This is a genomic window from Pseudomonas sp. C11 (assembly GCF_034683865.1).
In the GTDB taxonomy this organism is placed as follows: Bacteria; Pseudomonadota; Gammaproteobacteria; order Pseudomonadales; family Pseudomonadaceae; genus Aquipseudomonas.
This window is the reverse complement of sequence record NZ_JAWIIP010000001.1, coordinates 602,257-628,259: the sequence shown is the minus strand read 5'-3', so window position 1 is coordinate 628,259 and position 26,003 is coordinate 602,257. Positions and strand designations below refer to the sequence as shown.

Annotated in this window: 27 protein-coding genes; 9 read left to right on the top strand and 18 right to left on the bottom strand. The window is 63.5% G+C overall.

Translation table 11 applies throughout. The features are described from left to right. Window positions 1–22: 22 nt before the first annotated feature. On the bottom strand, window positions 23–826 hold the full coding sequence (locus tag VC352_RS02865) for an alpha/beta hydrolase (RefSeq protein WP_322978062.1): 804 nt from the start codon (window positions 824–826) through the stop codon (window positions 23–25). Window positions 827–1,043: 217 nt separating this feature from the next. Here VC352_RS02865 and VC352_RS02860 point away from each other — a divergent pair, with 217 nt between their 5' ends. After that, window positions 1,044–1,487 (top strand): helix-turn-helix domain-containing protein, encoded by a 444-nt coding sequence (locus VC352_RS02860; RefSeq protein WP_322978061.1) that lies wholly within the window; start codon window positions 1,044–1,046, stop codon window positions 1,485–1,487. Between the two features lie 82 nt (window positions 1,488–1,569). Here VC352_RS02860 and VC352_RS02855 read toward each other — a convergent pair whose 3' ends face one another. The 6 genes from VC352_RS02855 to VC352_RS02830 all read right to left on the bottom strand — a co-directional run bounded on the left by VC352_RS02855 (window position 1,570) and on the right by VC352_RS02830 (window position 7,317). Then, window positions 1,570–2,055 carry a flavin reductase family protein gene (locus VC352_RS02855; RefSeq protein WP_322978060.1) on the bottom strand — a complete coding sequence of 162 codons (486 nt, stop codon included), beginning with the start codon at window positions 2,053–2,055 and terminating at the stop codon, window positions 1,570–1,572. A 79-nt stretch (window positions 2,056–2,134) separates the two neighbouring features. Further along, window positions 2,135–3,151: an ABC transporter substrate-binding protein gene (locus VC352_RS02850; protein WP_322978059.1), complete on the bottom strand. Its 1,017-nt coding sequence runs from the start codon at window positions 3,149–3,151 to the stop codon at window positions 2,135–2,137. A 268-nt stretch (window positions 3,152–3,419) separates the two neighbouring features. Beyond that, window positions 3,420–4,568, bottom strand: coding sequence for an ABC transporter ATP-binding protein (locus tag VC352_RS02845; protein WP_322978058.1), 1,149 nt, complete (start codon window positions 4,566–4,568; stop codon window positions 3,420–3,422). Between the two features lie 18 nt (window positions 4,569–4,586). After that, on the bottom strand, window positions 4,587–5,396 hold the full coding sequence (locus VC352_RS02840; RefSeq protein ID WP_322978057.1) for an ABC transporter permease: 810 nt from the start codon (window positions 5,394–5,396) through the stop codon (window positions 4,587–4,589). A gap of 2 nt (window positions 5,397–5,398) precedes the next feature. Further along, window positions 5,399–6,295 (bottom strand): ABC transporter permease, encoded by an 897-nt coding sequence (locus VC352_RS02835; protein ID WP_416340058.1) that lies wholly within the window; start codon window positions 6,293–6,295, stop codon window positions 5,399–5,401. Then, window positions 6,292–7,317: a polyamine ABC transporter substrate-binding protein gene (locus tag VC352_RS02830; protein ID WP_322978055.1), complete on the bottom strand. Its 1,026-nt coding sequence runs from the start codon at window positions 7,315–7,317 to the stop codon at window positions 6,292–6,294. Before VC352_RS02830 ends, VC352_RS02835 begins: the two co-directional genes overlap by 4 nt. Before the next feature lie 334 nt (window positions 7,318–7,651). Between VC352_RS02830 and VC352_RS02825 the strand changes: the two genes are divergently transcribed. Next, window positions 7,652–9,292: a methyl-accepting chemotaxis protein gene (locus tag VC352_RS02825; RefSeq protein WP_322978054.1), complete on the top strand. Its 1,641-nt coding sequence runs from the start codon at window positions 7,652–7,654 to the stop codon at window positions 9,290–9,292. Here the strand turns inward: VC352_RS02825 and ribBA are convergent. Then, entirely contained in the window at window positions 9,282–10,403 is a 1,122-nt protein-coding gene (ribBA, locus tag VC352_RS02820) for a bifunctional 3,4-dihydroxy-2-butanone-4-phosphate synthase/GTP cyclohydrolase II (RefSeq protein ID WP_322978053.1), read from the bottom strand. The two genes, VC352_RS02825 and ribBA, sit on opposite strands and share 11 nt — an antisense overlap. An 82-nt stretch (window positions 10,404–10,485) precedes the next feature. On the opposite strand from ribBA, the gene VC352_RS02815 reads away from it, so the two are divergent. After that, on the top strand, window positions 10,486–10,779 hold the full coding sequence (locus VC352_RS02815; RefSeq protein WP_322978052.1) for a DUF1330 domain-containing protein: 294 nt from the start codon (window positions 10,486–10,488) through the stop codon (window positions 10,777–10,779). A 92-nt stretch (window positions 10,780–10,871) separates the two neighbouring features. Here VC352_RS02815 and VC352_RS02810 read toward each other — a convergent pair whose 3' ends face one another. The 8 genes from VC352_RS02810 to VC352_RS02775 form a co-directional block, all read right to left on the bottom strand. Next, the gene (locus VC352_RS02810; protein WP_322978051.1) at window positions 10,872–11,435 is read right to left on the bottom strand and encodes an NUDIX hydrolase; all 564 of its coding nucleotides are present in this window, start codon (window positions 11,433–11,435) and stop codon (window positions 10,872–10,874) included. Window positions 11,436–11,439: 4 nt separating this feature from the next. Then, window positions 11,440–12,192: a GntR family transcriptional regulator gene (locus VC352_RS02805; RefSeq protein WP_322978050.1), complete on the bottom strand. Its 753-nt coding sequence runs from the start codon at window positions 12,190–12,192 to the stop codon at window positions 11,440–11,442. Between the two features lie 238 nt (window positions 12,193–12,430). Next, the gene (locus VC352_RS02800) at window positions 12,431–12,826 is read right to left on the bottom strand and encodes a carboxymuconolactone decarboxylase family protein (RefSeq protein ID WP_322978049.1); all 396 of its coding nucleotides are present in this window, start codon (window positions 12,824–12,826) and stop codon (window positions 12,431–12,433) included. A gap of 18 nt (window positions 12,827–12,844) precedes the next feature. Further along, window positions 12,845–14,284 (bottom strand): NAD-dependent succinate-semialdehyde dehydrogenase, encoded by a 1,440-nt coding sequence (locus tag VC352_RS02795; RefSeq protein WP_322978048.1) that lies wholly within the window; start codon window positions 14,282–14,284, stop codon window positions 12,845–12,847. 177 nt (window positions 14,285–14,461) lie between these two features. Next, window positions 14,462–14,947 carry a flavin reductase family protein gene (locus VC352_RS02790; RefSeq protein ID WP_322978047.1) on the bottom strand — a complete coding sequence of 162 codons (486 nt, stop codon included), beginning with the start codon at window positions 14,945–14,947 and terminating at the stop codon, window positions 14,462–14,464. A 12-nt stretch (window positions 14,948–14,959) separates the two neighbouring features. Continuing rightward, complete coding sequence (locus VC352_RS02785) at window positions 14,960–16,441, bottom strand: aldehyde dehydrogenase (protein WP_322978046.1); 1,482 nt, start codon at window positions 16,439–16,441, stop codon at window positions 14,960–14,962. Then, complete coding sequence (locus VC352_RS02780; protein ID WP_322978045.1) at window positions 16,438–17,271, bottom strand: alpha/beta fold hydrolase; 834 nt, start codon at window positions 17,269–17,271, stop codon at window positions 16,438–16,440. Before VC352_RS02780 ends, VC352_RS02785 begins: the two co-directional genes overlap by 4 nt. Before the next feature lie 24 nt (window positions 17,272–17,295). Then, window positions 17,296–17,892: an amino acid synthesis family protein gene (locus tag VC352_RS02775; protein WP_322978044.1), complete on the bottom strand. Its 597-nt coding sequence runs from the start codon at window positions 17,890–17,892 to the stop codon at window positions 17,296–17,298. A 321-nt stretch (window positions 17,893–18,213) separates the two neighbouring features. On the opposite strand from VC352_RS02775, the gene VC352_RS02770 reads away from it, so the two are divergent. Next, entirely contained in the window at window positions 18,214–19,794 is a 1,581-nt protein-coding gene (locus VC352_RS02770) for a BCCT family transporter (RefSeq protein ID WP_322978043.1), read from the top strand. Window positions 19,795–19,859: 65 nt separating this feature from the next. On the opposite strand, the gene VC352_RS02765 is transcribed toward VC352_RS02770, so the two are convergent. Together VC352_RS02765 and VC352_RS02760 are read right to left on the bottom strand one after the other, a co-directional pair. Beyond that, the gene (locus VC352_RS02765) at window positions 19,860–20,147 is read right to left on the bottom strand and encodes a DUF3509 domain-containing protein (RefSeq protein WP_322978042.1); all 288 of its coding nucleotides are present in this window, start codon (window positions 20,145–20,147) and stop codon (window positions 19,860–19,862) included. A gap of 53 nt (window positions 20,148–20,200) precedes the next feature. Continuing rightward, window positions 20,201–20,422 carry a hypothetical protein gene (locus VC352_RS02760; protein WP_322978041.1) on the bottom strand — a complete coding sequence of 74 codons (222 nt, stop codon included), beginning with the start codon at window positions 20,420–20,422 and terminating at the stop codon, window positions 20,201–20,203. A 472-nt stretch (window positions 20,423–20,894) separates the two neighbouring features. Here VC352_RS02760 and dnaX point away from each other — a divergent pair, with 472 nt between their 5' ends. The 5 genes from dnaX (at window position 20,895) to VC352_RS02735 (ending at window position 25,991) form a co-directional block, all read left to right on the top strand. Next, a complete protein-coding gene (gene dnaX / locus VC352_RS02755) occupies window positions 20,895–23,006 on the top strand; it encodes a DNA polymerase III subunit gamma/tau (protein ID WP_322978040.1) in 2,112 nt (703 codons plus the stop codon). A 24-nt stretch (window positions 23,007–23,030) separates the two neighbouring features. Beyond that, window positions 23,031–23,357 carry a YbaB/EbfC family nucleoid-associated protein gene (locus VC352_RS02750; RefSeq protein ID WP_003460931.1) on the top strand — a complete coding sequence of 109 codons (327 nt, stop codon included), beginning with the start codon at window positions 23,031–23,033 and terminating at the stop codon, window positions 23,355–23,357. 212 nt (window positions 23,358–23,569) lie between these two features. Next, the gene (gene recR, locus VC352_RS02745) at window positions 23,570–24,169 is read left to right on the top strand and encodes a recombination mediator RecR (protein ID WP_322978039.1); all 600 of its coding nucleotides are present in this window, start codon (window positions 23,570–23,572) and stop codon (window positions 24,167–24,169) included. A gap of 25 nt (window positions 24,170–24,194) precedes the next feature. Continuing rightward, window positions 24,195–24,776, top strand: coding sequence for a DUF4157 domain-containing protein (locus tag VC352_RS02740; RefSeq protein WP_322978038.1), 582 nt, complete (start codon window positions 24,195–24,197; stop codon window positions 24,774–24,776). A 66-nt stretch (window positions 24,777–24,842) separates the two neighbouring features. Continuing rightward, window positions 24,843–25,991 carry an acyl-CoA dehydrogenase family protein gene (locus tag VC352_RS02735; protein ID WP_322978037.1) on the top strand — a complete coding sequence of 383 codons (1,149 nt, stop codon included), beginning with the start codon at window positions 24,843–24,845 and terminating at the stop codon, window positions 25,989–25,991. Window positions 25,992–26,003: the final 12 nt, after the last annotated feature.

Sequence of the window (26,003 nt, the reverse complement as noted above, 5' to 3'; positions counted from 1 at the left end):
TGGGCATGTTTACCGGCTCGGATCAGTCGGCCAGGAATTTCAGTACCGCAGGCACAAAGGCGCGGTGGTACTGAAAGATCCCGCCATGCCCCGAGTTGGGGAAAAGCGTGACGTAGGCATTCGGCAGCCGCCGAGCCATCTCGACCGAGAGCTGGCTGTCGACCATCAGGTCGTTGTCGCCGTTTGCCAGGAGCACCGGCTGCTCGATGGCAGAAAGATCGTCAGGGTCGCTCAAACCCCAATGGCGGATCGCCTTGAGCTGGGCGAGACGCGCCTGCAGCGAGATCGTCTTGTCTCGGTCCTTGCTACGTTCTGCGAGCCGGGCGAAGTAATCCTGTGCGGCGCGCTTGCCATCGCTCGTGCGTGGGAAGAACAGGAAGTTCCTCGCGTCGCTCCAGGTCAGGGCCGCCTTGAGATAGGCCAGCACCGCGACCTTGGTAACCTTGTCGATGCCGCCACCGCCGCGCGGCCCCGTTCCTGTCAGTACCAGGCGACGAATCAGGCCAGGCGCCTGCAGGGCCATGCTCTGTGCCACGCCACCGCCCATCGAGAAGCCGAGCAGATCGACCTGCTCGAGCTTCATGGCGCGGATGAAGGCGATGGCATCGCGCGCCATCTCGTCGATGTTGGCTGGCACCAAACCTTGCGATGCCCCCACTCCGCGATTGTCGAAGGCGATCACCTGGCGTTGCGCAGCGATACCGTCGATCAGCCTTGGATCCCAGTCATCGAGCGTAGCCATCAGGTGATGCAGAAAGACCACTGGCACAGTGGAGTCAGGCCCGAGTTGTCGATAAGCAAAAGCTGTCCCGTCGACATCGAGCATGCGGGTTGGGACATCCTTCCATTGCCAGGTAGCGCTCGGGCTGGGCGTCTTGGTTGTAGTGTGGAGTGAAGAGACAGCGGCTGAGGGTGCGATATCTGAGGTGTTGGGAGGCATCAATGAAATCTCCACGCGGATGGATTGCTCGTCGGCGAGCTGTTAGTATCAATTTGATACGGACAATACAGTCAACCTGAAAAGAAGTCACTATCAAAATAGTATGGACAGTGAAAAAGAATGCGATGACCCGTGCCCGATCGCACGAACCCTGGCTGTAGCGGGGGATGCCTGGAGCATATTGATCCTGCGGGACGCCCATGCTGGCCTCTCGCGCTTCGATCAATTGCGCAAGAGTCTGGGCATTGCCCCGACGATGCTGACGCGCCGGCTCGCGTCGCTGACTGAAGAGGGATTGCTGGAGAAGCGGCGCTACTCTGAGCATCCGCCGCGGGAGGAATATCTATTGACCGCGGCGGGGCGCGACTTCCTGCCGGTGTTGTTCATGATTGGCGCGTGGGGTCGGCAGCATCGCGGAGGCGGCAAGCTGACGCGTTTCCTCGATGCCGAAACCGGCACGGAAATTCAGGCGATCGCTGTGGACGAGGTCACGGGGGCCAAGATAGGCACTCGGCCCATGCGTATGGTCGCGCCTGGAGAAGGCTGATCAGTCAAGCCCGCAGATCGTCTGTGCCTTGGCGCTTGTTCAGGCCAGCGCCAGCGAGTTCTGCGGGTGTGATGGCGCGTGATCAGGCCAAGGCCGCCAGCGCACCCATCTTGCCGCGGCAATAGACCATTGGAGCCGGACTCTGCTCGGGGACGATCAGATTCTTCACCGCGCCGACCAGGATGGCGTGGTCACCGCCTTCATACTCGCGCCACAGCTCGCATTCGATGATCGCCGTGGCGCCTGGCAGCAACGGGTTGCCCAGTTCGCTCAAGCGCCACTCGATACCCTGCGCCTTGTCCTTGCCTTTCTTGGCGAAGGCGTAGGCCTCGTGCTGTTGTCCGGCAGAGAGCAGGTGAATGGCGAAACGCTTGTTGCGGATCAGCAGCGGGTAGGAATCGGAGCTGTAATTGGGGCAGAACAGCACCAGGGCCGGATCCAGCGACAGCGAACTGAAGGCGCTGGCAGTCAGGCCGGCAACCTGGCCGTCGTCGTCGAGGGTGGTGATGACGGTGACGCCAGAGGGAAAGGCGCCCATGACTTTCTTGTAGGTATCGGGGTGGATCATCGCAGTAGCCTCTGAATGAACTGCTGAGGTATTACGATAATATGGTATACCAAAGGTCTGGGCGCGCAAGCCCTTGCGACTATTGCCCTTGCCAGGCGTACCAGCGCTTGCTGATGGCCGCGCCGTTACGGCTCCAGTACTTGAAGTCGAGGGTGATCTGGCCCGCTGCATGAGCGCTCGGCAGCTCCGCCGCGAGCTGCGCCGGTATCAATGCCGCACTGCCCAGGTTAACCGGCGCATAGCCGCTGCGCATGGCGAAGTCGGCCTGGGCGGCCGCGCTGGTGGCATGACCCAGAAAGCGCTTGGCCGCTTCCTTGTTGCGCGTACCCCGGGGGATGACCAGGAAATCGCCCGTGACCAGGTTCTGCTGCCAATCGATGCCTACGCTCGCGCCCTCACGCTGCAGGGCGCTGATCCGGCCGTTCCAGAACATGCCCAGGCTGGCCTGCCCGGAGGTCAGCAACTGTTGCGATTGCTCGCCGCTGCCCCACCAGACGATCTGCGACTTGATGCTGTCGAGCTTCTTGAAGGCGCGGTCGAGATCCAGTGGGTAGAGTTTGTCGGCCGGCACGCCATCGGCCAGCAGGGCCATTTCCAGCACGCCCGGGCTTGGCCACTTGTACAGGGCACGCTTGCCAGGATGACGTTCGAGGTCGAACAGCGCCGCCCAGCCGGAGGGCGTTTCGCTGAGGGCCTGGGTGTTGTAGCCGAGGATGAAGGAGAAATAGAACGAGCCGACGCCATAGATGGTGACGAAGCGTGGATCGATCTGGCGCTGGGCGACCTGCTTCAGATCCAGGGGCTCGAGCAGCCCTTCACGGCCGGCGCGCAGGGCGAAGTCGGCCTCGACGTCGACCACGTCCCAGGTCACGTCACCGCTCTCGACCATCTTGCGAAAACTGTCGTAGTCGGTGGGGCCGGCCTGGATGACGCGAATGCCGGTCTCACGCTCGAAGGGGATGGCCCAGGCCTGTTCCTGCGCGGCCTGGGTGGAGCCGCCCCAACTGACGAAGGTCAGCGTCTGTTGCTCGGCCTGCGCCGACGTGAACTGGCAAGCGGCGATCAGCGCCCCCACTGCCAACAGCCTTTTGTGCATAGGACCCTCCTTGTTGGGTGCTGCGCTAGAACTACTGAGGCATGACTTATTGCATCGCTTGACCTGTTGCATTCATCGGATCGGTGCGGTGTTGCCGCGAGTCTCGGACAGGCTGAGCTAAGCCTTGCCAGATGCCCGTTTCAGCGGGGTGAAGTCAAGCGCGCATGTGCGCTTTGTGACGCCCCGCGTGTTTCCACAATATTGCCGTTGCAGTGGCCAACTCGGCGTCGACTCGAGGCTCGCCGCCGAGGGTCGTCGAGGTCTGGCTTCAGTGGCTGCCGGCGCCCTTGAGCAGATCGCTGTCGTTCCACTCGTGATAGACGCAGGTGTGTGCCGTCTGCCAGCGCACGCGCACGTCGCTGCCCGGTTGGTGAGTCGTGGCCGCAATGGACAAGGCTTTGAGGCTGAGGCGGCTGCCGCCAGCGGTGATCACGCTGCAGGTCAGGCTGTCGCCGAGAAAGACCATCTCTTCGACCTTTGCGGAGATCTCGTTGTAGCCGGCCGGTAGCGGCGTGGCGCTGGCCTGTTCGGCGGTCAGCAGTTGCGCCTGCTCGGGGCGGATCATCAGCAGCACTTCCTTGCCCGCGTGCTGCGCCGATTGCGCGGGCACCTGCAGCGGCCGCTGCTCGAACATCACCTGCTGGGCGTTGACGGCCGTGGCGCGGAGGAAGTTGGAGTTGCCCAGGAACGAGGCGACGAAAGCGTTCGGCGGTGCCTGGTAGAGGTCGGTGCCGGTGCCCAGGCCGACGATCTTGCCGTGGCTGAAGATGGCGATGCGCTGCGACAGGCGCATGGCTTCTTCCTGGTCATGAGTGACGTAGACGATGGTGATGCCCAGGCGCCGGTGCAGGTGGCGCAGTTCGTCCTGCAGATCCTCGCGCAGCTTCTTGTCGAGGGCGCCGAGTGGTTCGTCCATCAGCAGGATGCGCGGTTCGTAGACCAGTGCGCGGGCGATGGCCACGCGTTGCTGCTGACCACCGGAGAGTTGCGCAGGGCGACGGTGGGCGAAAGGTTCGAGCTGCACCAGCTTGAGCATGGCATCGACACGCTTTTCGATCTCGGCGGGTTTCTGCTTGCGGATGGTCAGCGGGAAGGCGATGTTGTCGCGCACGTTGAGGTGCGGGAACAACGAATAGCGCTGGAACACCATGCCGATATCGCGCTTGTGTGGCGGTACCTGCACCAGCGACTGGCCGTTGACCAGAATTTCCCCGGAGCTGGGCGTCTCGAAGCCGGCGAGCATGGCCAGGGTGGTGCTCTTGCCCGAGCCGCTGGAGCCGAGGAAGGTGAGGAACTCGCCGTCGCGGATGTCCAGGTTGATGTTGTCGACAGCGGCGAAGTTGCCGTAATGCTTGTTCAGGTTGCGCAGGCTGACCAGGGGCGCCTGTTCATCGGATGTTTTGAGTACCGCGCTCATCTCATGTACCTCGAATAATCAGGCGTTCGTTTCGCTGCGCCGACGCAGCAGCGCGGCGATCAGCATGATGGCGATGGACAGGCCGATGAGCAGGGTCGAGGCCACTGCAATGACCGGCGTCAGATCCTGGCGCAGGGTGGTCCACATCTTCACCGGCAGGGTCTGCAATTCCGGGCTGGCCATCATCACGCTCAGCACCACCTCGTCCCACGACACCAGGAAGGCGAACAGCGCGCCGGCGACGATGCCGGGGCGGATGGCCGGGAAGGTCACCTTGACGATGGCTTGCAGGCGCGAGGCGCCGCAGATCACCGCAGCATCCTCGATGGACTGGTCGAACAGCTTCAGCGAGTTGATGATCGAGATGATGGTGAACGGCAGCGCGACGATCACGTGGCTGACCACGAAAGCGAACAGCGTGCCGGTGTAGCCGAGCTTGAGAAACAGCGCGTACACGGCCACGGCGATGATCACCAGCGGCACGATCATCGGCAGGGTGAACAGCGCGTACAAGGCTTCGCGGCCGGGAAACTTGCCGCGTATCAGGGCGAAGGCGCAAGGCAGACCGAGGGCGACAGCGCAGACGGTGGTCAGCACGGCGACCTTGAGGCTGGTCAGGGCCGAGGCTATCCACTCCGGATTGGAGAAGAACTGGCCGTACCACTTCAGCGTCCAGCCCGGTGGCGGGAAGACCAGCCACTGCGAGGAGCCGAACGACAGCAGCACGATGAACACGATCGGCAGCAGCAGGAAGGCGGCGATCGCCCCGGTGGTCAGGTACAGGCCGGCACGCAGCCGACCGCCAATGGCATTGGGGGAGAGCAGCATGTTTACCTCGCGTTACTGGAGGCGACCGGCGATTCCGCCTGCAGCTTCATATAGACGTAGAACAGCAGCAGGGTAATGGCGATCAGCAGGGCTGCCGCCGCGCTGGCCAGGCCCCAGTTGAGGAAGGACTGCACCTGCTGGACGATGAACTCGGGCAGCATCATGTTCTGCGCGCCACCGAGCAGCGCCGGGGTGACGTAGTAGCCCAGGGACATGACGAACACCATCAGGCCGCCAGAGAACAGCCCCGGTCGGCACAGCGGCAGGAACACACGGAAGAAGGTGCTCCAGGGGCTGGCGCCGCAGATCGAGCCGGCCTGCAACACCATCGGGTCGATGGCGCTCATGGTCGCCTGCAGCGGCAGAACGATGAACGGGATCATGATGTAGCTCATGCCGATCACCACACCGGTCAGGTTATGCACCAGCTCCAGCGGTTCATCGATCAGGCCCAGCCACATCAGCGCCGAGTTGATTGCTCCCGAGCCCTGCAGCAGCACCAGCCAGGCGTAACTGCGGGCCAGCAGGCTGGTCCACATCGACAGCAGGACGATGCTCAGCAGCCAGCGGCCCCAGCCACGCGGGGCAAGGGTGATGGCCCAGGCCAGGGGAAAGCCCAGCAGCAGGCTGATCAACGTGACCAGACCCGCCACCGAGAAGGTGTTGAACAGCACCTTGGCGTAGGACGAATTGGCGAACAGGGTTTCGTAGTTGCCCAACCCGGGCGTCGGCTCCAGCACGCCACGCAGCAACAGCCCGATCAGTGGCGCCAGAAAGCACAGCGCCAGGAACAGCAAGGCAGGCAGCAGCGGGAGCGAACCCTTCCAGCGAGCCAGACGCGCCGGGCGGGGAGAGCCGCCGGCGGGTGACTGGGTCAACGGCACGGCGGCGATCTTCATTTCAGCAGCCACTCATTCCAGCGGGCGGCGATGTCATTGCCATGCTCGGCCCAGTAAGCGAAGTCCAGGGTGATCTGATCGGCTTCATGCGCGGTAGGCAGGCTGGGTGCCAACTCTTTGTCGAGCTGCGCGACCGAATCCAGGTTGACCGGTGCGTAGGCAGTGAGGTTGGCGAACTCGGCCTGACCTTCTGCACCACTGGCCATGGCCAGGAACTTCATGGCGGCATCCTTGTTCTTCGCGCCTTTGGGCACGACCAGGAAATCGGCCATGACCAGGTTCTGCTTCCAGCTCACGCCCACCGAGGCGCCTTCCTGTTCCAGGGCATGGATGCGCCCGTTCCAGAACTGGCCGAGGCTGACTTCGCCGGAGGCGAGCAGTTGTTGCGACTGCGCGCCGCCGCCCCACCAGACGATGTCTTTCTTGATGGTGTCGAGTTTCTTGAAGGCGCGATCGAGATCCAGCGGATAGAGCTTGTCGGCCGGTACGCCGTCAGCCAGCAGGGCCAGCTCCAGCACGCCGGGGCTCGGCCATTTGTACAGCGCACGCTTGCCCGGATAGGTCGCGGTGTCGAACAGCGCTGTCCAGTCCTGCGGTTTGCCCTTGCCGAGTTTTCGTTCGTTGTAGCCGAGTACGAAGGAGAAGAAGAAGGAGCCGACACCGTGGTCGGAGACGAAACGCGGGTCGATGCGATCGCGCTTGATGACGTTGAAGTCTAGGGGTTCGAGCAGGCCTTCGCGGGCGGCTCGCAGGGCGAAGTCCGCCTCCACGTCGACCACGTCCCACTGCACGTTGCCGCTTTCGACCATGGCTTTGAGTTTGCCGTAGTCGGTTGGGCCGTCCTGCAGCACCTTGATGCCGGTCTTTTCGCCGAATGGCACCGCCCAGGCGTCTTTCTGCGCATCCTGAGTGGTACCGCCCCAGCTGACGAAGCTCAGGCTATCGGCGGCGCTTGCGGTGGCGGCTGCCGCGCCCATGAGCGTGGCGATCAGCGTTGCCGCTATGGTTTTCTTGAACACCATCTTGCTTGCCCTCGTTGTTGTGTTTTTACGCAAGCGGGCGATTGTTCACGCCCGCCTTCAGGGAGCAGTGACCCCATTCGGGGTGTGTTAAGTCTGGCCGTGATCGAGGGCTTGTTGGGATTGTCCTGATGCGCTCGTTCGATTGCTCGGCCTACGGAATATCATATTATGGTATTCCAAGATTTATGCAAGCCGCCTTGGCCGTGTCCAGGCCTCATCTCTCACGGAATTTCCTCCGCATCCGCTTAAGTTATTAATCGATAAGCCGATTCAGACCATTGGTGAATATCGGTTTACCGTTCCTCTTCCTGCTTTCTCTGCCTAGGAGCTCATCATGAGCTGGCTCGACAACACTAAACTGGCGACCAAACTGCTTTCTGCCTTCATTCTTTCGGCCCTTATCACGCTGATCATCGGTGCCTTGGGTGGCAATGGCATCGGCCAGCTATCGAACGCGTTACAGTCGGTATTCGCCAATAACCTCGTGTCGGTGGCAAAGGTCAACAACGTCAACTCTGCGCTGCTGGCGCAGCAGCGCGATCTCTATCGCTTGCTCAGCTTGACGGTAGCGCAGGAGCCGCAAGCCGCTCGCCAGGAGGTCATCGACAGCCTGCAGGAAAACGCTCGGACAGCGGCGAAGAACTTCGCCGAATATCGGCAAACGCTGCTGGCGGATGACGAGCGTATCGCGGGTGACCAGATGGAGCGTGACTGGCCCGCCTACAACGCAACGGTAGCCCGCATGCTGCAACTGCTGTCGCAGGGGCAGACCAACGAGGCCAGCGCACTCATCAATGGTGAACAGCGCCAGCAATTCGCGGCACTGCGTGAGAAGTTGACCACCATCATCGACTCCAACAATCGCCAGGCGTCAGAAGGGGCTGAGAACGCCAAGGAACTGGAGAGCTCGGCCAAGCTGATGCTCTATGGCGGCGTCGCGCTTGCCTTCTTGCTGGCCATCGCGCTGGGGCTGCTGATCACGCGCAGCATCAGTGCGCCCATTGCTGCTGCGGTGGTCAGCGCCCAGCGCGTGGCGGAAGGCGATCTTACGGTGCAGATCGACAGCACTCGCCAGGATGAGGCCGGTCAACTGTTGCGTGCCCTGGGCAGCATGCAGGCTAGCCTGCGCCGCACTCTGCAGGAGATCGCCGGGGCATCCGACCAACTGGCCTCGGCGGCCGAAGAGTTGAGCGCGGTGACCGACGAAAGCACGCGTGGCCTGGTGCGTCAGAATGACGAGATTCAGCAGGCGGCCACCGCCGTCAACGAGATGACCGCTGCGGTGGAGGAGGTCGCGCGCAACGCCGTCTCCACCTCTGAAGCCTCGCGCAGTGCCAACCAGGAGGCTGAGGGTGGGCGTGAAGGCGCACGTGAAGCGGTGCAGGCCATCAACGGCATGGTGGTCGAGTTGGGTGCGTCCACTTCGACCGTGCAGACCCTGGCCGAGCAGGTGCGCAATATCGGCAACGTGGTCGACGTGATCCGAGGCATCGCCGAGCAGACCAACCTGCTGGCGCTCAATGCGGCCATCGAAGCGGCGCGTGCCGGCGAGCAGGGCCGTGGTTTCGCCGTGGTGGCCGATGAGGTTCGCGCGCTGGCTGCGCGCACGCAGACCTCCACCGGTGAAATCGAATCGATCATCGGTACCGTGCAGAACACCGCCGAGCAGGCCGTGCGTTCCATGGGCAAGAGCCAGGATGTGGCACAGAGCACCCAGAGCCTGGCGCAGCAGGCCGGTGAGGCGCTGGAGCGCATTGCTCAGGCCGTCGCCGGGATCAACGAGCGCAATCTGGTGATCGCCAGCGCCGCCGAAGAGCAGGCCCAGGTGGCCCGCGAAGTGGATCGCAATCTGGTGAACATCCAGGAGCTGTCGACCCAGACTGCAGCAGGTGCCAACCAGACCAGCGCGTCCAGCCAGGATCTGTCGCGCCTGGCTGTGTCGTTCAATCAGATGGTGGCACGCTTCAAGCTGTAACCGCTGGCTCGAAAGGTAAGCTTTCGACGACCTCCAGGTCATAGCCGGTTAGGCCCGCATACTTCAGCGGTGGGCCCATGTGACGCAACTTGCCGACGCCCAGATCCTGCAGGATCTGGGCGCCGGTACCCACTTCCGAATAGATGCGCGACTGTGTGCGGCTGAACGGGCGCTGCGGTTGAGTCAGTTGCGGTACGCGTTCGAGCAGGGCTTGCGACGATTCGTTGTTGGCCAGCACCACCACCACGCCATGCCCGGTTTCCGCCACTTTCTGCAGGGCCGCCCAGAGCGTCCAGTTCTGCGGGCCGGTGTATTCGGCGCCGACCAGATCACGCAGCGGATCGATCACGTGCACGCGTACCAGCGTCGCCTCATCGTGACGGATGTCGCCCATCACCATGGCCATGTGCACGCCGCCGGCGATGCGATCTTCATAGGTCACCAGGCGGAAGGTGCCGTGAACGGTGGGCAGCTCGCGTTCACCGATACGCACCACGGTGTGTTCATTGCTCAGGCGGTAATGGATGAGGTCGGCGATGGTGCCGATCTTGATGCCGTGTTGACGGGCGAACACTTCCAGATCCGGGCGGCGCGCCATGCTGCCGTCTTCGTTCATCACCTCGACGATCACCGAGGCCGGCGTCAGCCCAGCCAGGCGGGCCAGGTCGCAGCCGGCTTCGGTGTGTCCGGCGCGGGTCAACACGCCGCCGTCGCGGGCGCGCAACGGGAAGATGTGCCCAGGCTGCACCAGATCCTCGGCCACGGCGTTCGGCGCCACGGCGGTCAGCACCGTATGGCAGCGGTCGGCGGCGGAAATGCCGGTGGTCACGCCCTGGGCGGCCTCGATGGAAATGGTGAACGCGGTGCTGAAGGCGCTGCCATTGGCCGGCACCATCTGCTCCAGGCCCAGACGCTGGCAATGTTCTTCGGTCAGGGTCAGGCAGATCAGGCCGCGCGCCTCGCGGGCCATGAAGTTGATCGCGGCCGGGGTGCACTTCTCTGCAGCCAGCAGCAGGTCGCCCTCGTTCTCGCGATCCTCGTCATCGACCAGCAGCACCATCTTGCCCTGGCGGTAGTCTTCGATGATTTCTTCGATGGAGTTGAATGACATGAGGCGGCACCTGGGTTGTCTCGGGAGGATGGATTCATGGTATACCATAATACCTATAAAACCACCCTCTACCGGAGTCAGCATGAAGGCCTACTGGATCGCCCACGTCGATGTCACCGACCCGCAGCAATACAGCGAATACACCCGCCGCGCGCCCGCCGCGTTCAGCCTGCATGGTGGGCGTTTCCTGGCTCGCGGTGGCCGCTCGCAGGCCATGGAGGGGCGGTCGACACCGCAGCGCAGCGTGGTGATCGAGTTCGACTCCTACGAGCAGGCGCTGGCCTGCTACAACTCGGCCGAATACCAGGACGCTTGTGTGCATCGCCAGGGGGTGGCGAAGGCGGAAGTTATCATCGTCGAGGGCGTCGAGGCGTGATGCCGAGCGCTTGGGCGACGTAGCCCGGATGTAATCCGGGATGCTCCACAGAGGGCGCGTCCCCCGGATTGCATCCGGGGCGGGGGCGGCACTCAGCGCATAAAATGCACTTTGCCGGTGTCGTCGTTGCCCATATAGATGCCGTACACGCCGGCCTGGCGTTCCTCGATATAGCGCTCGAGGATCTGCCGGATGGCCGGGTAGTAGATCGCGTCCCAGGGGATTTCCTCGGGGGCGAAGAAGCGGTAGTCGAGGGTTTCCGGGCCATGCTGGCCGGTGATCTCCAGCGCGCAGGCGCGGAAGATGATGTACACCTCGCTGATGCGCGGCACGCTGAAGATGGAGTAGGGCGAGAGGATTTCGGCGCGTACCCCGGTTTCTTCCCAGACTTCGCGCAGCGCGGCCTGTTCGGTGGTCTCGCCGTTTTCCATGAAGCCGGCCGGCAGCGTCCAGGTGCCAACACGTGGCGGGATGCCGCGTTGGCACAGCAGGTAGCGGCCCTCGCGCTCGATGATGCAGCCGGCGATGACCTTGGGGTTCTCGTAGTGGATATAGCCGCAGGCGCCGCACATCAGGCGTTCATGGGTGTCGCCGTCGGGCAGTCGGCGGCTGAGATCGCCCGAGCCGCACTGCGGGCAGAAGCGCGGAGCGGGCATGGCATCAGCGTCCGATACGGGGCTCTTGCTGGGCGATAGGGATGACGAAGTCGCGCATCTCCCCGGTTTCGTCCTGCTTGGACTTAAGGTAGTCCAGCGCCACCTTGGCGGCTGCCCGGACGTGATCCACCGAGGCCTGGTGCGCGGCCAGCGGATCGCCGCTCTTGATCGCCTCGACGATGCGCTCCATTTCCTGGTTGCTGGTGCCACGGCGGTTGGTCTGCGACACCGAGGTGGCGCGCAGGTAGCTGATACGAGCCTGCAGTTGGCGCAGCTGGGTGGCGGCGATCTGGTTGCCGGAGCCTTCGAGCAGCACGTCGTAGAAGCCTTGAACCGACTCCAACACGGCCTGCAGGTCGCCGCTCTCCAGCGTCTTGCGGTTCTCCTCCAGAGCCTTTTCCAGGGCGCGAATGTCCTTGGGCTTGGCGTTGAGGGTGAACAGCTGGACGATCAGGCCTTCCAGTACGCAGCGCAGCTCGTAGATATCGCGGGCGTCTTCCAGGGTGATGATGGCCACGCGTGGGCCCTTGGCACCGGCGAACTCCACCAGGCCTTCGGATTCCAGATGGCGCAGCGCCTCGCGTACCGAGGTGCGGCTGACCCCGAGGCGATCGCAGAGGTCACGCTCGACCAGGCGATCGCCCGGCAGGAGCTGGAAATTCATGATGGCGCTGCGCAACTTGTCCAGCACGATTTCGCGCAGGGTGACCGGGTTGCGATTGACCTTGAAGCTGTCGTCGAGTGGCAGGCGTTTCATGGGGTCCGCTCTTGTGAGGCTATCCGTAGAAAAACAACGAAGGAGCACCCTTGGGGCATCTCTAAAAACTATCTGCGTTGCCATCGCTGCGTTAAAAACAGGCTCAAAATGCTCATTTACAACACGTAAAGTCGAACGCGACTCCGAGCGTTTTTCGCCTGTTTTTGCGGGGCCGCCATCGGTATTGCGCTGGCTGCCTCGATTACGTTTTTAGAGGTGCCCCGTGGGCGCTCCTTCATCAGTCTTGCTGGCCCTGCTCCGCGTCTGCTTCGGCGAAGGCTTCCCGAGCGAGGCGGAAGCTGTCTACCGCTGCCGGTACGCCGCAATAGATGCCGACCTGCAGCAGGATCTCGCGGATCTGCTCACGGCTCAGGCCGTTACGCAGGGCGCCGCGAACGTGCAGCTTCAGTTCATGCGGGCGGTTGAGGGCCGAAATCATGGCCAAGTTTATCATGCTGCGCTCTTTCAGCGACAAACCCTCGCGGCCCCAGACGTGGCCCCAGCAGTACTCGGTGACCAGTTCCTGCAGTGGGCGGTTGAAGTCGTCGGCGTTCTCGATGGATTTGTTGACGTAGGCCTCGCCCAGCACCTGAGTGCGAATGGCCAGGCCCTTTTCGTACTTTTCGTTGCTCATCTGCTCATCCTTCTGTGGTTACAGGCCGCCCATCAGGGTGTATTTGATCTCCAGATAATCGTCGATGCCGTACTTCGAGCCTTCGCGACCCAGGCCGGACGACTTGACGCCACCGAAGGGGGCGACCTCGGTGGAGATCAGCCCTTCGTTGATGCCGACCATGCCATATTCCAGCGCCTCGCTCATGCGCCAGGCACGGCCCAGGTCACGGGTGTAGCAGTAGGCGGCGAGGCCGTACTCGGTGTCATTGGCCATGCGCACCGCTTGCGCTTCATCGCCGAAGCGGAAGATTGCCGCCAGTGGGCCAAAGGTTTCGTCGCGGGCGACCTTCATCTGCTCGGTCACCTCGGCCAGCACCGTGGGCTGGAAGAAGCCGTGGCCCAGCGGGTGGCGTTCGCCGCCCAGCACCAGGCGTGCGCCTTTGCTCAGCGCGTCGTGCACGTGATCCTCGACCTTCTGCACGGCGCGTTCGTTGATCAGAGGGCCGAGCTTGACGCCCTCGCTGAAGCCATCACCAACGCCGAGTTCGGCGACCCGTTCGGCCAGACGCGCGACGAAGGCATCGTGGATGCCGGCCTGCACCAGGAAGCGATTGACGCACACGCAGGTCTGGCCGTTGTTGCGGTACTTGGCGACCAGCGCGCCGTCCACGGCCTTTTCCAGGTCGGCATCGTCGAAGACGATGAAAGGCGCATTGCCGCCCAGTTCCAGCGACACCTTCTTCAGCGTGTTGGCCGACTGCGCCATCAACAACTTGCCGATGGGCGTCGAGCCGGTGAAGGAGAGCTTGCGCACCTGTGGGCTGCTGGTCAGCTCGCCGCCGATGGCTACGGCATCGCCGGTGATCACGTTGAGTACGCCAGCGGGAATCCCCGCCTGTTCCGCCAGGGCGGCCAGGGCCAGGGCGCTGAAGGGGGTTTCCGGTGCCGGTTTGACGATGCAGGTGCAGCCGGCGGCCAAGGCCGGGCCGACCTTGCGGGTGATCATCGCTGCCGGGAAGTTCCACGGCGTGATGGCCGCGACCACGCCGATTGGCTCCTTGTTCACGACGATGCGCGCATCGCTCTTGTGGCTGGGGATGGTGTCGCCGTAGATGCGCTTGGCTTCCTCGGCGAACCATTCGATGAAGCTGGCGGCATAGAGAATCTCGCCCTTGGCTTCCGCCAGTGGCTTGCCCTGTTCCAAAGTGAGGATTTCTGCGAGCGCATCGCTGTGCTCGATGATCAGCGCGTACCAGCGCTTGAGCAGGTTGCTGCGCTCCTTTGCGGTCAGTGCGCGCCAGGCCGGCCAGGCGCGGTTGGCGGCAGCGATGGCCTGCTGCGTCTCGGCCGCGCCCATGTGCGGCACGCTGCCGATCTGGCGGCCGTTGGCCGGGTTGAAGATGGCGCTGGTCGAGCCGTCCTGGGCGTCGAGCCAGTGTCCGTCGATGAAAGCCTGCTGGCGAAACAGAGAGGTCATGGGGGGCTCCGTTGCAAACTGGCTCCCTGGGAGCCAGAGCGGATGGGAACAGGTGGCCTGCCACGTTCGCCTGCTGACGAGGCGAGCGGGCTGGCCACTGCCGCGACGCCTTGAGGGCACCGCGTGCGGAATAAAAAAGGCCGCTACCGAGGGGGTAATGGCGCGGCCAAAAGAGAATCAGGCGAGCTGGGGCAGGGCGCCGAGCTTGCCGCGGTGGTAGAGCATGGGCGTGACTTCCTGCTCGGGTAGGATCAGGTTCTTCACCGCGCCGACGATGATGGCGTGGTCGCCGCCGTCGTATTCACGCCACAGTTCGCATTCGATGATGGCGGTGGCCTTGCTCAGCAGCGGGTTACCCAGCTCGCTCAGGTGCCATTCGATGCCTTTGGCCTTGTCCTTGCCCTTACCGGCGAAAGCGTAGGCTTCGGCCTGCTGGTCGGCACCGAGCAGGTGAATGGCGAAGCGCTTGCTGTCACGCAGGATCGGGTAGGTGTCGGAGGCGTAGTTGGGGCAGAACAGCACCAGCGCCGGGTCGATGGACAGCGCGCTGAAGGCGCTGGCGGTGATGCCGACGATGCCGCCTTCGCTGTCCAGGGTGGTCACCACGGTGACGCCGGACGGGAAGGAGCCCATCACTTCTTTATAGATGCCGGGTTCGATCATCTTTGCAGTCTCCTAGCGCATCACGAAGGGATCAGGCATGGGCGCCTGCGAGAGGTTGATCCACACCGTTTTCAGTTCGGTGTAGGCCAGCACCGAGTCGATGCCGCTCTCGCGGCCGTAGCCGCTGTTGTTGAAACCGCCGATCGGCGCCATGGCCGATACCGCGCGGTAGGTGTTGACCCAGATGATGCCGGAGCGAATGCCTTTGGCCAGGCGATGGGCGCGGCCCAGGTCGCGTGTCCAGATGCCGGCGGCCAGGCCGAATTGCGAGTCGTTAGCCATGGCCAGCGCTTCGGCTTCGTCCTTGAAGCGGATCACCGAGGCCACCGGGCCAAAGACCTCTTCCTGCATGATCTTCATCGAGTGGCGGTCGCACTCGAACAGGGTCGGCTCGTAGTACCAGCCCTTGGCGTCGATGGCGGGGCGCTTGCCACCCAGGCGCAGGCGGGCGCCTTCGGCGATGGCATCGGCCACCAGGCCTTCGACCACGGCCAGTTGTTGCGCAGTGGCCATGGGGCCCATTTCGCTGGCGTCGTCCTGCGGGTTGCCGATGCGGATGCGCTGGGCGCGTTCGATCAGGCGCTCGACGAATTCGTCGTAGATATCGTCCTGCACCAGCAGGCGCGAACCGGCTACGCAGCTCTGTCCGGAGGCGGCATAAATGCCAGCCACGGCGCCGTTGATGGCGCTGTCCAGATCCGCGTCGGCGAAGATGATGTTGGGCGACTTGCCGCCCAGTTCCAGCGACAGCTTGGCGAAGTTCTCCGCACTGCTGCGCACCACATGACGTGCGGTGGCGGCGCCGCCGGTGAAGGCAATCTTGCGCACCAGCGGATGGCGGGTCAGCGCCGCGCCGGTGCTTGGGCCATAGCCGGTGACCACGTTGACCACGCCTGCCGGGAAGCCGGCTTCGAGAGCGAGACGGGCCAGTTCGAGAATGGTCGCCGAGGCGTGTTCGGACGGCTTGAGCACGATGGTGTTGCCGGCCGCCAGCGCCGGAGCCAGCTTGATGGCGGTCAGGTACAGCGGGCTGTTCCAGGGAATGATGCCGGCCACCACGCCGAGCGGCTCGTGGGTGGTGTAGGCGAACATGTCCGGCTTGTCGAGGGGCAGGGTGCCGCCCTCGAGTTTGTCGGCCAGGCCGGCGGTGTAGTGGAAGAACTCCGGCAGGTAGCCGACCTGGCCGCGGGTTTCGCGGATCAGCTTGCCGTTGTCGCGGCTTTCCAGTTGCGCCAGCTGTTCCTTGTTCTCGGCGATCAGGTCGCCCAGGCGGCGCAGCAGCTTGCCGCGCGCGGTGGCACTGAGCGCGCGCCAGGCCGGATTGTCGAAGGCCGTCTGGGCGGCCTGCACGGCGCGGTCGACGTCGCGTTCATCGGCGTCGGGCAGTTCGGCCCAGGGCTCGGCCAGAGCCGGGTTGAGGCTCTGGAAGGTCTTGCCGGAGAGCGCATCGAGCCATTGGCCGTCGATGCACATCTGGAAGCGTGCGAGTGTCATGCAACGATCCCCTTGTTCTGATTCTGGAAGCTCTGCACCTGCTGCAGGAAGCCCAGCAGCGTCTGGTTGACCAGGCGCGGCGACTCCACCGGCATCATGTGCCGTTGCTCATCGAGTATGGCGACCTGGGCGCCCGGAATGCGTGCGGCCAGTTGGCGAGCCATGTCCGGCGTGGAGCCGGGATCCAGCTCGCCGGTGGCGACCAGCGTCGGCGCCTGGATGCTGCTCAGGTCGTCGACACGATACATGTCCTGGGTGGCGAACAGCTCATAGGTGGTTAGGTAACCCTGCGGGTCATTGCTCGCCAGGGTCTGCCGGATCGCCGCCATCTGCGCCGGGTTGGCGGCCTGGTACTCACGGCTGAACCAGCGCGACAGCGCCGCTTCGGCATTGGCATCCGGGCCATGCTCGGCGGCCTGGCGCGTACGCTCGATCACGCCGGCGCGCTGTTCGGTGCTGCGGTTGAACACGCTGTTGAGGATCACCAGGCTGTCGAGCCGCTCCGGATGGTGCAGGGCGAAAGCCCGCGCCACCAGGCCGCCCATGGAGAAGCCGATGACGCTGGCGCGTGCCAGGCCGAGATGGTCGAGCAGGTCGCGTAGTTGCGCGGCATAGCCCTCCAGGGTGGTGCCGGGCGCCGGCCTTGGGCTGGCGCCATGGCCGAGCATGTCGTAGGCAATGACCTGGAAGTGCGGGGCCAGGCCGACGATCTGACCGCCCCACATTTCCTTGTTCAGGCCGACACCATGGATCAGCACCACGGGCTGACCCTGACCCGTAGCCAGGTAGCTGGTGCCGTTCGGTGTGTGTTCAGCGGTGAGCCGAATCATGGAGTGCTCCTGCACGTTCGCGAGTTACTGGGCGTTGGCTTTTTCAGCAGCCAGTTCTTCCAGGTCGATGTAGCGGTTGCCGATGCGCGGGTGCAGGCGACCGCCGTCGGCAGCGCCGAGGACGACGATGATTTCGTCGGCGCGCGGGGCGTCTTCGATCTGCATTTCCAGGGTGATGTAGTGCGAACGCAGACCTTCGTCGTCCTTGTGCATCATCGGGATCTGGATCGAGGTACCGGGGCCGCCACGCTTGTTGGTGAAGCTCAGGTAGCTCTTGGCGTTGACGGCCTGGCGGTAGTGGTTGCCGAAGCGCAGGGTGTGGATCACCGCCGAGGCGTGCTCGATTTCGCCCTCGGCACCGACCACGGCGGCCTTGCCATAGGCTTCGATCTTCTCGGCGCCGCCGATCGCGGCAGTCAGACGCTCGACCATCAGCGAGCCGAGGTCGGAGCAGTTGGCCTTGATTTCCGGCTTGAGGTCTTCGACGAAGCCGCGGCCCAGCCAGGGGTTCTTGATCACGACAGCCAGGCCCACCATGGTCACCGGCCTGTCGGTGGCCTTGCCGCCTTCGATGCGGGTTTCTTCGGTGTAGGTGACGATCTTGCGAATTTCGAAACTCATGGGGCAATCACTCCGGGCAGGGGGTAAAGGCGGTTTGTCGTCTCATGGTATACCATAATACGGAATGCGCAAGTCTCGCTTTGCAGGCGCCGGATCATGCGCACCAGAGCGGTGCAAAAGGGCATTGAAAATAGCTCTTGGTTGATGGTATACCATAATACGTGCAATGGCGGATCACCTGAGTTCGGCTCAGAACGTTGGATGCAAGGCGTTTCCCGTGCAGGATCGAAGGATGTCTCCGTGATGCTGCGGACGTCCTGATGCCGGGCGGCTCGTCATTGCCACGCTGCTTTGGTTCACAACAAAAATAAGGAGACGCCTGTGCGCGAACATCCCACCCTCAACCGCGAACGCTGGTTCGCGGGAGTCAATCCGACGATGGCGATTGCCTCGATCGCGATGGTTCTGCTCTTCCTGCTATTCACCCTGAGCAATGCCGAGCTGGCGAACGGCATCTACACCGGCATCAAGGCCTGGATCGAGCATTCGCTCGGCTGGTACTACGTGGCGGTGGTGAGCCTGGTGCTGTTCTTCACCTTCTGGGTGGGGCTCAGCCGCTTCGGTGATCTGCGCCTCGGCGCCGATCACGAACGTCCCGAGTTCAGCAATTTCTCCTGGTTCGCCATGCTGTTCAGTGCGGCGGTCGGTACCGGCCTACTGTTCTGGAGCATCGCCGAGCCGCTGATGCACATGCAGGGCAACCCCTTCATGGAAATGGCCGGGGTCAAGGCCGGTACGCCCGAGGCCGGGCAGATCGCCCTGCGCATCACCCTGTTCCACTGGGGGCTGCATGGCTGGTGCATCTATATCCTGGTGGGGCTGGTGCTGGCCTATTTCACCTACCGGCGCAACCTGCCGCTGACCATTCGCTCGGCGCTCTATCCGTTGCTGGGCGAGCGCATCCATGGCCCGATCGGCCATGCAGTCGACCTGCTGGCCATCTTCAGCACGCTGTTCGGTACCGCGACCACCATGGGCCTTGGCGTGTCACAGATGAATGCGGGGCTGAACTACATGTTCGGCTGGGAGATTTCCACCACCAACCAGTTGCTGCTGATCGCCGGTACTTCGGTGGTCGCCACGCTGTCGGCGGTTTCCGGCGTGCGTCGTGGCATTCTCTGGCTCAGCGAATGGAATATCCGCCTGAGCAGCATTCTCTTCCTGTTCCTGCTGCTGGCGGGCCCGACCGTGTTCCTGCTGGGGCTGTACGCCTCGAGTATCGGTGACTACCTGGCGCACTTCGTACCGATGGGGCTGTGGACCGATCCGGATCCCGAGCGTCAGTGGCAAGGCTGGTGGACCATCTTCTATTGGGGCTGGTGGCTGTCCTGGGGCCCGTTCGTCGGTATGTTCATCGCGCGCATCTCGCGCGGTCGCACGGTGCGTCAGGTGGTGCTGGGCGGCATGCTGTCCTCGACCCTCGGAGCCTTCCTGTGGATCGTGATCATGGGCGGTACTGGCGTGCACCTGCAGCTCAGCGGTGTGGATCTGTCCAGCGTCGCCAACAGCGACCTGACCATGGTGCTGTACAAGACCATCGAAGGCCTCGGCGTGGAGTGGGCGACCCTGCCCATGGCTGGCCTGGCGACGCTGATGATCGTCAGCTGGTTCGTCACTTCGGCCGACTCCGCCACGCTGGTGATCTGCACCATCCTGTCGATGGGCGATCAGAATCCGCCGCAGCGTTACCGCGTGATCTGGGGCCTGGGCCTGGGTGCGCTGGCTGGCACGTTGTTGCTGGCCGGTGGTCTGCAGGGGCTGCAGGCCGCCACCATCGCCGCGGCGCTGCCGTTCTCGGTGATCCTGCTGCTGATCTGCTATTGCCTGGTCAAGGCGCTGTATCAGGAAGAAGCCGAGAGGCTGGGTGGGCGGGCGCCTGCCATGCCGCTGCGCAATTCCTGATTGCCTGAGCCCTAAACGAAAACGCCCGATGCCAATGGCATCGGGCGTTTTTCATTGCATGGGCGTCAGGCTGTGCGGTAACTCAGCACGCTGTCCTGTTCCTTGAGTGTCTTGCGCAGGTCTGCGGGGATATTGCCAGCCCGCACGGCCAGTTCCAGGCGGATCTCTTCCAGGCTCTGGGCAAAGGCATCCTGATTGTCGAGCTGCGGTTTGGCCAATACGCGGCTGTAGACGGTGCTGTCGCTCTCGTCGAGCAGGGCGAGGATGATGCTGCCATCCGGCCGTGGCGAGCTGAAGTTGGCGCGCAGCGGGTTGAACAGATGGTCGACGAGTTGCTGGTTGCTGAGTTCCATATCTGACTCCATCCTGAGGTTGGCTTCCTTCGACCTCAAAATGACGGCTTGGTTCAAGCCGTGAGCGATTGACGCGTACGCTCGATCACCTGTTGCAGCGAATCGTCGTTGTACTGGCCTGGGTAAAGACGCTGGCTGTACTGAGCGATACCGGTCTTGTCGACCAGCGTGAAGCTGAAGCTGCCCTTGCGCGAAGCCAGGATACGGCAGTCGAACGGGGCGAAGGCGTGGGTCAGGGTGCTGATGGCTTTCTGGATCTGATGTTGAGTAGTCATTTTTCTAGGTATTTCCTTTAACGCAATTGCGCATCGGTGCGCGTGGTGTTGCTCCGTGAGGTCGGCCGAAAAGCGGCCTTAGCAAGTAGACCAGTAGGAGCTTTATTAGCACGATAAAGTTCCATTGTTACGGTTCTTCGACGTGGTCGGTACGGCGGAGGCAGGCAGAAAGACAGCGCCATGAATGAATTGAGGCGAGTCGGCCTGAACAGTCAGCAGATGGGATCGGGGAGGGCGGCAGCGCAGGGAGGCGCTAGACGTTGAACCGTGAAACCAGCGGGGAGGCGCGAAGGCCTTGATGACTTGCAGCTTTGTACGAACGGCGCAGATCATAGGCGCTTGTTCAAGAAATAACCAGCGTTATTTTCGCCTCTGCAACACATCCATGCCTGGCGTGCCGCTGGCGGATGCAATTTGCCGGTTGCTCCGCTAGCATTAGCCCACTTTTGCTTTCCCTATATGACGGTTTTCCATGAGTTATCAGGTTCTTGCACGTAAATGGCGTCCGCGCTCGTTCCGCGAAATGGTCGGCCAGACCCATGTGCTCAAAGCCCTGATCAATGCCCTGGACAGCCAGCGTCTGCACCACGCCTATCTGTTCACAGGCACGCGTGGGGTGGGCAAGACCACCATCGCGCGGATCATCGCCAAGTGCCTGAACTGCGAAACCGGCATCAGTTCTACGCCTTGCGGCACCTGCTCGGTATGCCGGGAGATCGATGAAGGGCGCTTCGTCGACCTGATCGAAGTCGATGCCGCCAGCCGCACCAAGGTCGAAGACACCCGCGAACTGCTCGACAACGTGCAGTACTCGCCGAGCCGTGGGCGCTTCAAGGTCTACTTGATCGACGAAGTGCACATGCTCTCCACCAGCTCCTTCAACGCGCTGTTGAAGACGCTGGAAGAGCCGCCACCCCACGTCAAATTCCTCCTGGCCACCACCGATCCGCAGAAGTTGCCGGTCACCGTGCTGTCGCGCTGCCTGCAGTTCTCCCTGAAGAACATGCCGCCGGAGCGCGTTGTCGAGCACCTGACCCATGTGCTGACTGCCGAGAATGTGCCGTTCGAGGACGATGCCCTGTGGCTGCTCGGCCGCGCTGCCGATGGTTCGATGCGCGACGCCATGAGCCTGACCGACCAGGCCATTGCCTTCGGTGAAGGCAAGGTGCTGGCGGCTGACGTGCGCGCCATGCTCGGCACCCTCGATCACGGCCAGGTTTACGGCGTACTGCATGCGTTGATCGAAGGCGATGCGCGCGCCCTGATCGAGGCGGTTCGGCACCTGGCCGAGCAGGGGCCGGACTGGAATGGCGTGCTGGCGGAAATGCTCAACGTCCTGCACCGCGTGGCCATCGCCCAGGCGCTGCCGGATGCCGTGGACAACGGCCAGGGTGACCGCGAGCGGGTTCTGCAACTGGCCCAGGCACTGCCGGCCGAAGACGTGCAGTTCTATTACCAGATGGGCCTGATCGGCCGCCGCGACCTGCCGTTGGCGCCGGATCCACGCAGTGGCTTCGAGATGGTGTTGCTGCGTATGCTGGCCTTCCGTCCGGCGGGAGCCGATGATGCGCCGAGGGTCACGCTAAAGCCCTTGGGGATCAGCCAGGCCACTGCTGATTCCCAGTCCAACCCAGTGGCCGGTGCCGCCGTAGTGGCACCGGCTGTCGTTGCGCCGGCTGCGCCTGTCGTCACCGCACCTGCGCCCGAACCGGTCGTGCCGGCAGAAGCGCCCGTTGCAGCGCCGCAAGCCGTTGCATCGGCCGAATCGGTTGCCCCGACAATCGCTGCTGAGCCTGAGCCTGAGCCTGAGCCTGAGCCTGAGCCTGAGCCTGAGCCTGAGCCTGAGCCTGAGCCTGAGCCTGAGCCGGTTGCCGTGGCGGAAGTGGCTGCACCTGTCGATCTGCCTTGGGAGCCAGTGCCTGCAGCCGTGCCCCAGGTCGAGGCGCCCGTCGTGGCTGAATCAGAACCGGCCCCGCGCGTGGCGCCGGCGCCTGTGGTGGAGGCTGCGCCCGTTGCCGAGGCAGTCGCTCCCCAGGAGGGCCTGGCCCTCGTCGACGACGAAGAGCCGCCACCCGGTGACTACGATTACGTCGAGGTGGACAACGGCGCACTGGACTACGACTTCGATCTGCCGAGCGAAGCCGAGGCTGAGATCGAGCCCGAGCCGCTGCCTGCCGTCGCGCCGGCGACCGGCCTGGCTGCAGAATGGCTGGCGCTGTTCCCGCTGCTCGGTCTGGGTGGCATGACCGGCAGCATCGCCGCCAACTGCACACTGATCGAAGCCAATGGCGACGACTGGCTGCTGCACCTGGATCCGGCGCATAGCGCGTTGTTCAACCCGACCCAGCAACGCCGTCTCAACGACGCCCTGAACCAGCAGCAGGGGCGCAGCATCAAACTGCGCATCGAGCTGCGCAAACCCGAACAGGAAACCCCGGCGCAAGCGGCCGCGCGCAAGCGTGCAGAGCGACAGCGCAGCGCCGAGGCCTCGATCCATGCCGATCCGCTGGTGCAGCAGATGATCCAGCAATTCGCCGCCAAGGTGCGCGACGGCAGCATCGAACCGATCGACACCCCCAGTTAAACCCCGAACACCGAGGATACCGACATGATGAAAGGTGGCATGGCAGGCCTGATGAAGCAGGCCCAGCAGATGCAGGAAAAGATGCAGAAGATGCAGGAAGAACTGGCCAATGCCGAAGTCACCGGCCAGTCCGGCGCCGGCCTGGTCAGTGTGGTGATGACCGGTCGTCACGACGTCAAGCGCATCACTCTTGATGACAGCCTGATGCAGGAGGACAAGGAAGTGCTCGAAGACCTGATTGCCGCCGCCGTCAACGACGCCGTGCGCAAGGTCGAGCAGAACAGCCAGGAGAAAATGTCCGGCATGACCGCGGGCATGCAACTGCCCCCCGGCTTCAAAATGCCTTTCTGACAGGCCACGTGGCGTCCAGTCGACGCACATGGCGGCGTTGCCGGCGAACTCGGAATCCTCATGTGCTCCAGCACACTGCGGTTCCTCGTCCGTCGGCGCCTTGCCCCGTACGCCGCCTGATCGCCACTCTTACTTGTGTTGCTCGCATGTTCAGTTCGTAGGGTGGGCTTTAGCCCACCCGATCATTGCCCGCCAACCTTTGCAGGACTTCCATGAGCTTCAGCCCCCTGATTCGCCAGTTGATCGATTCCCTGCGCATCCTGCCCGGCGTTGGTCAGAAGACCGCGCAGCGCATGGCGCTGCAGTTGCTCGAACGCGATCGCAGTGGCGGTCAGCGTCTGGCTCAGGCGCTGAATGCTGCGATGGAAGGCGTGGGCCACTGCAAGCGCTGCCGCAGCCTGAGCGAGGATGATCTTTGCCAGTTGTGCCTGGACGAGCGTCGCGATGACAGCCTGTTGTGCGTCGTCGAGGGGCCGATGGATGTGCATGCGGTGGAGCAGACCGGCTACCGCGGCCGATATTTCGTGCTCAAGGGGCATCTGTCCCCGCTCGATGGCCTCGGCCCGGAAGCCATCGGCATTCCCGAACTGCTGGCGCGCATCGAGGCGGGTGCCTTCAGCGAAGTGATTCTGGCCACCAATCCTACGGTGGAGGGTGAGGCCACGGCGCATTACATCGCGCAGATTCTTGCTGGCAAGGGCCTGATTGCCTCGCGCATCGCCCACGGCATGCCGCTGGGTGGCGAGCTGGAACTGGTCGACGGCGGTACCCTGGCACATGCCCTGGCCGGCCGACGTCCGATCAGCCTGTAATCGCGCCCCCAAATTCGGAGTGCCCGTGCCCGCCGACACTCTGCGCCGCATCAGTCTGTTGTTCCTGTTGAGTCTGCCTGTGGCTGTGCACGCCAGTGTATGCCCGACTGGGCAGGTTCAGGTGTGTCTGGGCGCCTCCTGCCTGTGCGTGCCGGATCCGGTGCGGGTGCGCGAGGATGGCTTGAACATGGCGGCGACGCGGCTGGAAGCCTGGTTGCTGCAGTCCCGCCAGGCTGCGCTGCGAGCCGGCACCGAACCCATTCCCCTGATGATTCGCGCGCAGCTCGCAGCGTTCTACGACGAGGCGCTGCTCGATTCGGTGCGTTTTCGTGTCGGTATCACCGATGAGATGGACGCCGCCACCTTCATGCTGCAGAACCCCGACGTGCAGGCCGTGACCCTGGTCGATGTGGTGGTGTTTCGTGATGCCGGTGCGGCTGCTGACGATGCCACGCTATGGGCGCACGAACTCTGGCATGTGCAGCAATATCGCGAATGGGGCACCGATGGCTTCGCCCAGCGTTACACCCGCGATTTCCAGTCAGTGGAAGGGCCTGCCTACGCGATGCAGGCGCGGGTGAGAAGAGCGCTACGCGAGCAGAAATGAAACGCTCGCTTGAAAACCAAGCAAGCGCTAGGTTAGGGTGGCCAAAACAATAACGGGAGTACCCGCATGGCCGCCGCTCAGCCCTATTTCGATGAGTCCCACCAACTGGTTCGTGATTCTGTTCGGCGTTTCGTCGAGCGCGAGATCCTGCCGCATATCGATGAGTGGGAGGAGGCCGAGGAATTCCCCCGCGAGCTGTACCTCAAGGCTGGCGCTGCAGGCATTCTCGGCATCGGTTACCCGGAGCAGTTCGGCGGCAGTCACGAGGGCGACGTATTCGCCAAGGTTGCCGCCAGCGAAGAGCTGATGCGCAGTGGCTCGGGCGGCCTGGTGGCCGGGCTCGGTTCGCTGGATATCGGCCTGCCGCCCATCGTCAAATGGGCCAAACCCGCCGTGCGCGAGCGCGTGGTGCCGCAGGTGCTGGCCGGCGAAAAGATCATGGCGCTGGCGGTGACCGAGCCCTCCGGTGGCTCCGATGTGGCCAGCCTCAAGACCCGCGCCGTGCGTGACGGCGATCATTACCGTATCAACGGCAGCAAGACCTTCATCACCAGTGGCGTGCGCGCCGATTACTACACGGTTGCGGTGCGTACCGGTGGCGAGGGTTTCGGTGGCGTCAGCCTGTTGCTGGTGGAGAAGGGCACGCCGGGTTTCACCGTCGGGCGCAAGCTGAAGAAGATGGGCTGGTGGGCGTCCGATACTGCCGAGCTGTTCTTCGACGACTGCAAGGTGCCGGTGGAGAACCTGATCGGTGTGGAGAACGCCGGCTTTGCCTGCATCATGGCCAACTTCCAGAGCGAGCGCCTGAGCCTGGCGATCATGGCCAACATGACCGCGCAACTGGCACTGGAGGAGTCCATGAAGTGGGCGCGCGAGCGCCAGGCGTTTGGCAAACCGGTGGGCAAGTTCCAGGTGCTCAAGCACCGCCTTGCCGAAATGGCCACGCAGCTCGAAGTCTCCCGTGAGTTCACCTACCGCCAGGCTGCGCAGATGGCGGTTGGCAGGAGTGTGATCAAGGAAATCTCCATGGCCAAGAACTTCGCCACCGATATCGCCGACCGCCTGACCTACGATGCAGTGCAGATCATGGGCGGCATGGGTTACATGCGCGAAAGCCTGGTCGAGCGGCTGTACCGCGACAACCGCATCCTCTCCATCGGCGGCGGCACGCGCGAGATCATGAACGAAATCATCGCCAAGCAGATGGGGCTTTAGCCGCTACCCGCC

Coding starts and splice junctions, on each gene's coding strand:
- VC352_RS02840 (WP_322978057.1), bottom strand. CDS start 5,396: ATGCTGCTCTCCCCCAATGCCATTGGCGGTCGGCTGCGTGCCGGCCTG.
- VC352_RS02825 (WP_322978054.1), top strand. CDS start 7,652: ATGAGCTGGCTCGACAACACTAAACTGGCGACCAAACTGCTTTCTGCC.
- dnaX (WP_322978040.1), top strand. CDS start 20,895: ATGAGTTATCAGGTTCTTGCACGTAAATGGCGTCCGCGCTCGTTCCGC.
- VC352_RS02845 (WP_322978058.1), bottom strand. CDS start 4,568: ATGAGCGCGGTACTCAAAACATCCGATGAACAGGCGCCCCTGGTCAGC.
- VC352_RS02855 (WP_322978060.1), bottom strand. CDS start 2,055: ATGATCCACCCCGATACCTACAAGAAAGTCATGGGCGCCTTTCCCTCT.
- VC352_RS02865 (WP_322978062.1), bottom strand. CDS start 826: ATGCTCGATGTCGACGGGACAGCTTTTGCTTATCGACAACTCGGGCCT.
- VC352_RS02785 (WP_322978046.1), bottom strand. CDS start 16,441: ATGACACTCGCACGCTTCCAGATGTGCATCGACGGCCAATGGCTCGAT.
- ribBA (WP_322978053.1), bottom strand. CDS start 10,403: ATGTCATTCAACTCCATCGAAGAAATCATCGAAGACTACCGCCAGGGC.
- VC352_RS02835 (WP_416340058.1), bottom strand. CDS start 6,295: ATGAAGATCGCCGCCGTGCCGTTGACCCAGTCACCCGCCGGCGGCTCT.
- VC352_RS02850 (WP_322978059.1), bottom strand. CDS start 3,151: ATGCACAAAAGGCTGTTGGCAGTGGGGGCGCTGATCGCCGCTTGCCAG.
- VC352_RS02765 (WP_322978042.1), bottom strand. CDS start 20,147: ATGGAACTCAGCAACCAGCAACTCGTCGACCATCTGTTCAACCCGCTG.
- VC352_RS02830 (WP_322978055.1), bottom strand. CDS start 7,317: ATGGTGTTCAAGAAAACCATAGCGGCAACGCTGATCGCCACGCTCATG.
- VC352_RS02810 (WP_322978051.1), bottom strand. CDS start 11,435: ATGCCCGCTCCGCGCTTCTGCCCGCAGTGCGGCTCGGGCGATCTCAGC.
- recR (WP_322978039.1), top strand. CDS start 23,570: ATGAGCTTCAGCCCCCTGATTCGCCAGTTGATCGATTCCCTGCGCATC.
- VC352_RS02815 (WP_322978052.1), top strand. CDS start 10,486: ATGAAGGCCTACTGGATCGCCCACGTCGATGTCACCGACCCGCAGCAA.
- VC352_RS02805 (WP_322978050.1), bottom strand. CDS start 12,192: ATGAAACGCCTGCCACTCGACGACAGCTTCAAGGTCAATCGCAACCCG.
- VC352_RS02795 (WP_322978048.1), bottom strand. CDS start 14,284: ATGACCTCTCTGTTTCGCCAGCAGGCTTTCATCGACGGACACTGGCTC.
- VC352_RS02860 (WP_322978061.1), top strand. CDS start 1,044: ATGGACAGTGAAAAAGAATGCGATGACCCGTGCCCGATCGCACGAACC.
- VC352_RS02775 (WP_322978044.1), bottom strand. CDS start 17,892: ATGAGTTTCGAAATTCGCAAGATCGTCACCTACACCGAAGAAACCCGC.
- VC352_RS02750 (WP_003460931.1), top strand. CDS start 23,031: ATGATGAAAGGTGGCATGGCAGGCCTGATGAAGCAGGCCCAGCAGATG.
- VC352_RS02800 (WP_322978049.1), bottom strand. CDS start 12,826: ATGAGCAACGAAAAGTACGAAAAGGGCCTGGCCATTCGCACTCAGGTG.
- VC352_RS02780 (WP_322978045.1), bottom strand. CDS start 17,271: ATGATTCGGCTCACCGCTGAACACACACCGAACGGCACCAGCTACCTG.
- VC352_RS02760 (WP_322978041.1), bottom strand. CDS start 20,422: ATGACTACTCAACATCAGATCCAGAAAGCCATCAGCACCCTGACCCAC.
- VC352_RS02735 (WP_322978037.1), top strand. CDS start 24,843: ATGGCCGCCGCTCAGCCCTATTTCGATGAGTCCCACCAACTGGTTCGT.
- VC352_RS02790 (WP_322978047.1), bottom strand. CDS start 14,947: ATGATCGAACCCGGCATCTATAAAGAAGTGATGGGCTCCTTCCCGTCC.